A 9202-nucleotide genomic window follows, 5' to 3' on the forward strand; every position below is an offset into this window, starting at 1 on the left:
TGGCGGCCAGCGGGTGGGCGTCGATCACGGCGCGGGCCAAGTCCAGGGCGGTGTCGCGGCGGGTGCGCTCCAGCGCCGATCCGGTGATGAAAAAAATCGACGCCATGCAGCGCTGCCCGGCCAGCCCCAGCGGGCTGTTCAGCAGCAGGTCGTCGGTGGCGGCGATGTGGCCGCGCTCCAGCCACACGCCGGGCACGTCGATGTGCTGCACAAAGCGGCCCGCCGCAAAGGGCTGGTCGGCGTGGGGCAGGCCCAGGGCAGTGGCGTCCCAGCCCAAAAACTCGGCGCCCGGCGCCAGCTCCAGCGTCAGGCGGTTTTCGGCCTGGCAGTCGCTGTAGGCAATGGCTTCCAGCGGCAGCCATTCCAGCCGGGCGCCCGCGTCCAGCACAGCGTGGGTGCGTTGCAGCGCCAGCTCGCCCGTAGATCGGTAAAAGCGCGTGGCCCCCGGCGTGGTGATGAGGGCGTGCGCGCCGCTGGCCACCTGGGCGCGGATGTCCAGCGTGTCGCCGCCCACCAGGCCGCTGGGCGGGTGTACCAGCACGTTGTGGCAAATGGCGTCGCCTTCGGGGTACAGGCTTTTCAGGATGCGCAGCGGGCCGTTGTGTGCGTGGCGCACCACGGTGCGGGCGCCTTCGCGGCGGTAGTCAAGTTGGAGGTGGGCGTGCCAGGGCATACAAAAAATTAACGCCCCGCAGCCGCTGCTGCCGGGGGGATGTCGGCGGCGGGCGGCGCCCCGCCCGGTGCGGGCGCGGCGTGCTGCATGGCCCACAGGCGCCGCAGTTGCCCCAGCTCTATGTCAAAGCGCTGGTGGACGCGGCGCTTCTCGCGGTCTTGGCCGGTGATAAAGCGCTGTTGCTCCAGGATGCCTTCGTCGTTTTCCGCCAGTTGGCGGCGCAGCGCCATGGGCGCCTTGAGCGGGTCGTTGCGGTAGAACTCCAGCTCCACGTCCAGCGTCTTGCGCTGGGCCTGCAAATCCACAATGCGCTTGGCGGCGGCGTTGCTCACTTCTTCCACCTGGGCGATGGCGTTGGCGCGCTCGGCGTCATGCGCAGCTTTGTCGGGGTAGCGCGCCAGCAGGGCACGGTCGCGGCGGCGGTCGTCGGCAATGCGGTTGCGCTCTTCCTGCTCTTTGCGCCGCTGCACTTCCTGGGCGGCGCGCTCTTGTTCGGTCAGGGTGGGGCCCACCACCCGGCGCACGGTGCCCGAGGGGCTCAGCTCGCGCTGTTCGCGGTCAAGGCACTCCACGATGGGGCGGTCGGCAGTCAGCTTGCGGCCGTTTTTGTCGATGCAGGTGTAAATGCCCGAACCCTGCGCCAGGGGCTGGGCCCACGCCAGCGTGCAGCCCGTGGCCGCCAGGCCGGTTGCCAGGGCCAGCGTGCGGGCCGCCATCCAGGCACGGTGGGGTCGCAAAGGTGTCATCGCCGGGCCCTTTCCACAAAACAGTTGCGCCACACAGGACACGGGCAATGGCGTTACACGCCGTAGCGCTGGCGGTAGGCCAGCACCCGCTCGTGGTGGGCCGATACGCCCGAGCCGTCATCTTGCTGCAAATACTGCAACAAATCGGCCAGCGTGGCGATGGCGCACACCTGCAAGCCCAGTTGCTGGCGCACGTATTGCACGGCGCTGTGGTTCACGTCCTGGCCGTTTTCGGTGGCTTTTTCCTGGCGGTCCAGGGCGATGACCACGGCGTGGGGCGTGGCGCCTGCGGCCTGGATCAGCGCAATGGATTCGCGGGCGGCGGTGCCTGCCGACATCACGTCATCGACGATGAGCACGCGCCCTTGCAGCGGCGCGCCCACCAGGGTGCCGCCTTCGCCGTGGTCTTTGGCCTCTTTGCGGTTGTAGGCAAAGGGCACGTTGCGGCCCCGGCGCGCCAGCTCCACGGCCACCGTGGCGGCCAGCGGAATGCCCTTGTAGGCGGGGCCAAACACCATGTCGAATTCGATGCCGCTGTCGATCAGGGCTTGTGCATAGAATTCGGCCAGCCGACCCATCTTGGCACCGTCATCAAACAAACCGGCGTTGAAAAAATACGGACTCAGGCGCCCGGCCTTGGTCTTGAACTCGCCAAAGCGCAGCACGCCCGACTCCACCGCAAAACGCACAAAATCCTGTGCCAGACGGTCTTTCTCTATTGCTTGCGCGCCACCAACCACCATGGGAAATTCCTTGTTCAAGTTAACCAGCCTCAACCTCAATGGCATCCGCTCCGCCACCCGCAAAGGCGCCGAAGACTGGATGGCCAGCCTGCGCCCGGATTGTATTTGCGTGCAGGAAATCAAAGCCCAGGCCGCCGATATAGAAGGCAAGTTCGAGGAGCTGGCGGGCCTGCGCGGGTATTTCCATTACGCCGAGAAAAAAGGCTATTCGGGCGTGGGCATTTATACCCGCCACGAGCCCAGCGATGTGGTGGCGGGCTATGGCTCGCCCGAGTTCGATGCCGAAGGCCGCTACCTGGAGCTGCGCTTTGACACGCCCGCGCGCAAGCTCTCGGTCATCAGCGCCTACTTTCCCAGTGGCGCCTCGGGCGAGGCGCGCCAGCAGGCCAAGTTCCGGTTTCTGGCCGGGTTCCACCCGCACCTGATGCAGACCAAGGCCGAGCGCGAATTCATTTTGTGCGGCGACCTGAACATCGCCCACCAGAACATCGACCTGAAAAACTGGCGCAGCAACCAGAAAAACAGCGGCTTTACCCCCGAAGAGCGCGCCTGGGTGAGCCAGATCCTGCACCCCACCGAGCCCGGTGGCGGGCTGGTGGATGTGTACCGCCGCCTGCAACCCGAGGCCACCGATGCCGCCTACACCTGGTGGAGCAACCGGGGCCAGGCCTACGCCAACAACGTGGGCTGGCGGCTGGACTATCACCTGGCCACCCCCGCCCTGGCTGCGCTGGCGCAGGCCGAGCACATCTACAAGGGCGAGAAATTCTCTGACCACGCGCCCATCACGGTGGACTACGCCTTCACACTCTGAGCCGCGACTGGCCCACCGCCAGCGCCCCGTCCGCCATCTCCACCGCTGCCTTCCCATGCCCGACTCCCTGATGACCACCGACGCACCGCCGTCCACCTGCCTGCACCCCAAAGACGCAGACAGCCTGTGGCGGCTGGTGAATGCGCCGCACCCTCTGGTGGGCAATGCACACCATCTGGGCGAGGCGCTGGTGCAGGCTGGGCTGGTCACACCGGCAGCGCTGCTGCGCAGCCTGCAAATCCAGCAACAAGAGCGTGAGTGTGGGCAGCACCGCCCCGTGGGCCAAATCCTGGTGGCCCAGGGCGACCTGACGCAAGAGCGGCTGCGCCAGGTGATTGGCAGCTGGCTGGGCGGGTACATGGTGGACCCCAGCGAGCTACCCCCCGACGCCGCCGCGCTGGCGCTGGTGCCGCGCGCCGTGGCCGAGCGCGAATCCGTGCTGCCCCTGCTGGCGCGCGAGGACGCGCTGGCGGTGCTGATGGCCGACCCGCTGGACCGCGTGCTGCTCGATGAGTTGCGCTTTCTGACCCAGCGGCGGCTGGTGCCGGTGCAGGCCGCGCCGGGCACCCTGCTGCCCGCCATTGCCCGGGCCTACCGCACCCACCCGGGCAACCCACCAACCACCGGGACGCCGCGCTCCCTGACCAAGGCCGCAGGCAACCCGCCGCCGCTGGCCATGCAGCGCGCCAGCGCCCAGGAGCTGGCCAGCGACCTCACCAGCGCCCTGCCCGAGGGCGATGCCCAGCAAGCCGATGTGGTCAGCGAGTCGGACAACACGCTGGTGCGGCTGATCAACTCCGTCATCAACGAGGCCATTGCGCACCGCGCCTCCGACATCCACATCGAGACCGAACCGGCGCCGCAGAACGTGCGCATCCGCCTGCGCGTCGATGGCGAGCTGGCGCCCTACCTGGAGCTGCCCGCGCGGTTTCGCTTTGCCATGGTGGCGCGCATCAAGATCATGGCCAGCCTGGACATTTCCGAGCACCGCAAGCCCCAGGACGGCAAGATCGACTTTGCCCGCTTTGGCGGCCCGCCGGTGGAGCTGCGCGTGGTCACGGTGCCCACCTCGCACGGGCTGGAAGACGTGGTGCTGCGCCTGCTGGCCAGCGCCAAGCCCATACCGCTGGAGCACATCGGCCTGAGCCCCGCCCACCTGCAAGTGCTGCGCGCCGTGGTGCACAAAAGCTACGGCCTGGTGCTGGTGTGCGGCCCCACGGGCTGCGGCAAGACGACCACGCTGCATTCGGTGGTGAGCGACATCAACACCGAGGGCCGCAAAATCTGGACGGCCGAAGACCCCATCGAAATCACCCAGTCGGGCCTGCGCCAGGTGCAGGTCAACCCGCGCATCGGCTGGACGTTTGCCGCCGCCATGCGCACGTTTTTGCGCGCCGACCCCGATGTAATCCTGATTGGCGAAATGCGCGATGAGGAAACCGCGCGCATCGCCATCGAGGCGTCGCTGACGGGGCACTTGGTGCTATCGACGCTGCACACCAACTCGGCGCCCGAGAGCATCACGCGGCTGCTCGAAATGGGCCTCGACCCGTTCAACTTTTCTGATTCGCTGCTGGCCATTCTGGCGCAGCGCCTGGTGCGCCGCCTGTGCGTGGCCTGCCGCCAGCCGCACCCGGCAGACAATGACACGCTGCTGGCCATGGCCTCGCAGTACCTGGCCAGCGGCGTACAGAACACGCCCGAGGCGCGCGCCGCGCAGGTGGCGCGCTGGCGCAGCCACCACGGCGACGCCAGCGGCACGGTCACGCTGTGGCAGCGCAAAGGCTGCAGCCAGTGCGACGGCCACGGCTACCGGGGGCGCCTGGGCATCCACGAGCTGATGCAAAGCGACGACGCCATCCGCCAGCACATCCGCCAGCGCGCCAGCGCCACCGAGATCCGCCACAGCGCGCTGCAAGCGGGCATGCGCACCCTGCGCCAGGATGGCATCGACAAAGTCTTGCAGGGCCTGACCGATATGCCCGAGGTGCTGGCGGCCACCAACCTGTGAATTGATAGCCAAAAGTGCCTCCAGCCCTTGCGGGACGAGCGCGAGCAGCTATCAAAAATGCACCAAAACCAGCCGCCAGAAGGCGCTCAGCGGCCCAGGTCTTTGGCGCTGACGCCGGCAATGCCCCAGTTCTCTTTGGGCACATCGTGGATCCAGACGCGCACATTCTCTTTGGGCGCGCCCACGGCCTCGTGCAGGGCCTGGGTGACTTTTTCGATAACGGCTTTTTTCTGCGCTTCGGTGCGGCCTTCAATCATGTAAATCTGGGCAAATGGCATGGCGGTTTCCTGGCAATGGTCAAAGAACGAAGGGGGCCATCAATCGAGCTTGATACCCAGCTTCTGGATCAGGCTGCCCCAGCGCAGGTTTTCTGCGCGGATGAAATCGGCAAACTGTGCCGGTGTCTGCACCCGGATGTCGGCAGAGATGGCCTCGAAGGCGTTGGTGGCATCGGCCAGCTTGGAGCCTTCGCTCCAGGCCGATTGGAGCTTGTCCACGATGGCGCGTGGCGTGCCCACCGGCGCCACCAGCCCGAACCAGGTCTCCACTTCAAAACCGGGGTAGCCCGACTCGGCAATGGTGGGCACCTGGGGCAGGGCGCGCGAGCGCTTGGGCGAGGTCACGGCTATCGCCTTGAGCTTGCCCGCCTTGATGTGTTGCAGCGTGGTGGCCAGCGAGCTTTCCATGCTCATCAGCAGCACGCCCGACAGCAGGTCGGGCACGATCTGGCTGGAGCCTTTGTACGGCACGCTGGTCAGCTGGATGCCCGCCGTGGCCTGCAACAACTCCGCCGCCAGGTGGTTGCTGGTGCCGATGCCCGAGGTGGCGTAGTTGAGTTTGCCCGGGTTGGCCTTGGCGTAGGCCACCAGGCCCTTGAGGTCGCTGAAGGGCGCGCTCGGGTGTACGACGATGACGCAGGGCGAGGTGCCCACCAGCGAGATCGGCGCAAAGTCTTTTTCGACCGAGAACGGCACTTTGGCGTACAGGTGCGGCGCAATGGCCAGGCTGCTGATGGCCGACAGGCCGATGGTGTAGCCATCGGCAGCGGCCTTGGCCACGGCCTCGGTGCCGATGTTGCCGCCCGCACCGGCCTTGTTTTCCACCACAAAGGGTTGGCCCAGTTTTTCTGCCATGACCTTGGCCGCCGTACGCCCCATCACATCGGTGGGCCCGCCGGGCGGGAACGGCACGATCAGCTTGACCGGCTTGGTCGGCCAAGCCTCTTGCGCCCACGCGGGAAGCGCAGCCACGGAGGCTGTAAGGGCGGCGCCCACGCCGGTGGCGATGAATTGTCTGCGTTGCATGGTGTTGTCTCTTTTCTGGGTTACACGAACCGAACCGACACGCTGCCCAGGTTCTGGATGCGCAAGGTGACGTTGTCGCCCGCCTGCACCGGCACGGCTTCGGTGATGCCGCCCGACAGCACCAGGCTGCCAGCGGGCAGCGATTGGCCACGGCGCCCCAGGTGGTTGACCAGCATGGCCACAGCGGCGGCGGGGTGGCCCAGCACGGCAGCGCCTGCCCCCAGGGCCACGGGCTGGCCGTTCTTTTCCAGCACCACGCCCAAGGTGCGCAAGTCCAGGTCACGCGCCGAGGCCACGCGGCCACCGACCACGAAACGCGCCGCCGAGGTGTTGTCGGCAATCACGCTTTTCAGGTCGAACTTGAAGTCGCGGTAGCGGCTATCGATCACTTCGATGCCGGGCAGCACCACATCGCTGGCGGCCAGCACAGCGCCGATGTGGCAACCAGGGCCGGTGAGTTCGGTGCGGGTGATGAAGCAGATTTCAGGCTCCACCTTGGGGTGGATCAGCTCGCTGACCTTGACCTCGGCGCCCTCGGCCACGACGTATTCATCCACCAGGAAGCCGAACACCGGGTCGGTCACGCCCATTTGTTTCATTTTGGCGTGCGAGGTCAAACCGGCCTTGTAGCCCACCACGCGCGCGCCCTTGCGCAGCTTGCTGGCCAGAATCAAGTCCTGGATGGCGTAGGCATCGTCCCAGTCCATATCGGGGTGGGCTTCGGTGATTTTCAGGGTGTCCTGGGCTTGCAGTTGGCAGTTTTCCAGGTGCTGGGCCAGTTCAGCGAGGGTGTGGGCTTGCAGTGGCATGGAGGGGCCTTCGTCGTAGAGTGGAAAAAATCGGGGGAATGGGAGCAGCGGGCACCGCGCTGCTCAGCGTGGCAGCCGGGCCACCAGGCTCGCCAGGGGGCTGCGGGCCAACGGGGCGGGCGGGCCCAGCTGCGCCAGGCTGCTTTTGACCAGGTCGTAGGCGGGGCGCACCCGCTGGGGTACATGGATGCGCACCTGGTCAAACTGCTCGGACTGGGCCAGCGCCAGCATGTCGTTGCGCAACCGGCGGTAGGTTTGCAAGGCGGTGGCAAACGCCTGCGCTGCGGCCACCTGCGACGGCTCGCGCAGGCCGCGTTGGTAATGCGACCAGGTGCTGTCGATGAGTTGATCGAGTTGCCCAATGCGCTCCACCACCGCGCCAATCTCGCGGCAGGCATCGGCATTCATGATGAGGATGTTGCAGGCGCGCAGCTCTTCGATGCAGTCGGCCAGTACCGCCAGCGGAGCGCGGCCAGGCAGCAGCTGCGAGGTTTCGCGCTTGAGCTGCCCGATCAGGCCCTGCACCGTGCGCAGCTGGGCATTGCTGGCACCAATCGATTCCACCGATTGCTGTGCCGCTGCCGACAGGGCCTGGGCGTTGGCCACCAAGTCCTGGCTCAGGCCCTCCTGGGTATGGGCGGCGGCGGCCATATCACTGGCAGCCTCCAGGGTGCGGCCCGCGCGGGTGCGGATGTCGGCCAGCGCGGTGCTGGTGTCGCGGGTGCGCTCAATGCTGCCGTGGATGTCTTGCAGCACCTGTTGCAAATAGCTGTCTGCGGCCACCGTGCTGTGGGTGATGCCGGACACCATCTGGCGGATTTGCAGCGTGGCCTCGTTGGTGCGGGTGGCCAGCTGGCGCACTTCCTGGGCCACTACGCTGAAACCCCGCCCGTGTTCACCGGCGCGGGCAGCCTCAACGGCGGCATTGAGCGACAGCAGGTTGGTCTGCATGGCCACCTTCTGGATGATGTCCAGGATGGTTTCGATGTTGTCGCGGTGTCGCATGACCTCGCGAAAGCGCTCTTCCAGGCCCTGGGCCGATGGCTCCAGCGCGGCAATGCGCTCCATGGTCTGGTGCAGCAGGCCATCGCCCTGCACGGCCAGCGCATGCATGGAATCGACCTCGTTGCGAGTGACGGCGGCCGCTTGCGCCACCGTTTCCACGCTGCGGTTGAGCGCACCGACACCATCGAGCAACTGCGCCAGAGCGCCAGCCTGCACGCGCGAGGCGCTTACCACCTTGGTGAACGACGACATCATGCTGGCGTTGTTCACTGTGACATCCAGGGCCTGCTGGTCCAGCCGCCCCAGCGCCGCTGCCATGGCACGGCGGCCCACGCGGGCCCACCCGCCACGGGCACGGCCCGCCACGCCGACCAGCGCCAGCAGGGCCAAACCGAGGAGGGCCAGCTCGCGCAAACCCGCCCAAGGCAATGACCAGGCGGGCCAAGCCAGTGCCGCCAACAGCAGCACCACCGCAGAGCCGAGCAACGTGCCCATATATCGGTGGTTGCGGGGTTATGCGGGCATCAGGCCCCGCGCCTTGGCCATGGTCAGCGCCGTGTCTTCGATCATGTCCTCCTGGCCGCCGACCATGCCGCGCCGGCCCATCTCCACCAGAATCTCGCGCGCGGGCACGCCGTATTTCTCGCTGGCGCGCTTGGCAAACAGCAGGAAGCTGCCGTACACCCCCGCATACCCCAGCGTGAGCGCGTCGCGGTCGATGCGGATCGGGAAGTCCATGATCGGCAGCACCAGGTCTTCGGCCACGTCCTGGATCTTGAACACGTCCACGCCGGTGTCGATGCCCATGAGGTCGCACACGGCCACCAGCACTTCCATGGGGGTGTTGCCCGCCCCGGCGCCCAGGCCCGCCGCAGCCGCGTCGATGCGGCTGCACCCGGCTTCGATGGCGGCCAGGCTGTTGGCCACGCCCATGGCCAGGTTGTGGTGGCCGTGAAAGCCCAGTTCGGTCTCGGGCTTCAAGGCCTGGCGCACGGCGCCGAGTTTTTCGCTGACGTTGTGCGGCAGCATGTGGCCAGCCGAGTCGGTGATGTAGATGCAGTTGGCGCCGTAGCTTTCCATGAGCTTGGCTTGTTTGA

The 9202-nt window shown here is 67.0% G+C and carries 9 protein-coding genes and 1 pseudogene; 2 read left to right on the top strand and 8 right to left on the bottom strand.

The window, feature by feature from the left end:
- The 3 genes from PHX69_RS13015 to pyrE all read right to left on the bottom strand — a co-directional run.
- On the bottom strand, window positions 1-673 hold a 673-nt coding region (locus tag PHX69_RS13015; protein ID WP_288044210.1), incomplete at its 3' end, for an urease accessory protein UreD.
- Window positions 674-681: 8 nt separating this feature from the next.
- Window positions 682-1419 carry a DUF4124 domain-containing protein gene (locus PHX69_RS13020; protein WP_288044212.1) on the bottom strand — a complete coding sequence of 246 codons (738 nt, stop codon included), beginning with the start codon at window positions 1417-1419 and terminating at the stop codon, window positions 682-684.
- Window positions 1420-1472: 53 nt separating this feature from the next.
- Window positions 1473-2162: an orotate phosphoribosyltransferase gene (gene pyrE, locus PHX69_RS13025; RefSeq protein ID WP_288044214.1), complete on the bottom strand. Its 690-nt coding sequence runs from the start codon at window positions 2160-2162 to the stop codon at window positions 1473-1475.
- 10 nt (window positions 2163-2172) lie between these two features.
- On the opposite strand from pyrE, the gene PHX69_RS13030 reads away from it, so the two are divergent.
- Both PHX69_RS13030 and PHX69_RS13035 read left to right on the top strand, forming a co-directional pair.
- Complete coding sequence (locus PHX69_RS13030; protein ID WP_288044216.1) at window positions 2173-2976, top strand: exodeoxyribonuclease III; 804 nt, start codon at window positions 2173-2175, stop codon at window positions 2974-2976.
- A 55-nt stretch (window positions 2977-3031) separates the two neighbouring features.
- Window positions 3032-4987: a GspE/PulE family protein gene (locus PHX69_RS13035; RefSeq protein ID WP_288044217.1), complete on the top strand. Its 1956-nt coding sequence runs from the start codon at window positions 3032-3034 to the stop codon at window positions 4985-4987.
- 86 nt (window positions 4988-5073) lie between these two features.
- On the opposite strand, the pseudogene thmT reads toward PHX69_RS13035, so the two are convergent.
- From thmT to dmpG, 5 genes and pseudogenes are all read right to left on the bottom strand, one after another.
- A pseudogene (gene thmT, locus PHX69_RS13040) lies at window positions 5074-5283 on the bottom strand (2-hydroxymuconate tautomerase); the annotation flags it as partial.
- A gap of 21 nt (window positions 5284-5304) precedes the next feature.
- Window positions 5305-6291: a Bug family tripartite tricarboxylate transporter substrate binding protein gene (locus PHX69_RS13045; protein ID WP_288044219.1), complete on the bottom strand. Its 987-nt coding sequence runs from the start codon at window positions 6289-6291 to the stop codon at window positions 5305-5307.
- A 20-nt stretch (window positions 6292-6311) separates the two neighbouring features.
- Window positions 6312-7100, bottom strand: coding sequence for a 2-oxo-3-hexenedioate decarboxylase (gene dmpH, locus PHX69_RS13050; RefSeq protein ID WP_288044221.1), 789 nt, complete (start codon window positions 7098-7100; stop codon window positions 6312-6314).
- Window positions 7101-7163: 63 nt separating this feature from the next.
- Window positions 7164-8600 (bottom strand): methyl-accepting chemotaxis protein, encoded by a 1437-nt coding sequence (locus tag PHX69_RS13055; protein WP_288044222.1) that lies wholly within the window; start codon window positions 8598-8600, stop codon window positions 7164-7166.
- An 18-nt stretch (window positions 8601-8618) separates the two neighbouring features.
- Window positions 8619-9202: 4-hydroxy-2-oxovalerate aldolase (gene dmpG / locus PHX69_RS13060; protein WP_288044223.1), on the bottom strand; the 584-nt coding region annotated here is incomplete at its 5' end.

It is taken from the genome of Simplicispira sp., assembly GCF_028687295.1.
Taxonomy (GTDB): Bacteria; Pseudomonadota; Gammaproteobacteria; order Burkholderiales; family Burkholderiaceae_C; genus Simplicispira; species Simplicispira metamorpha.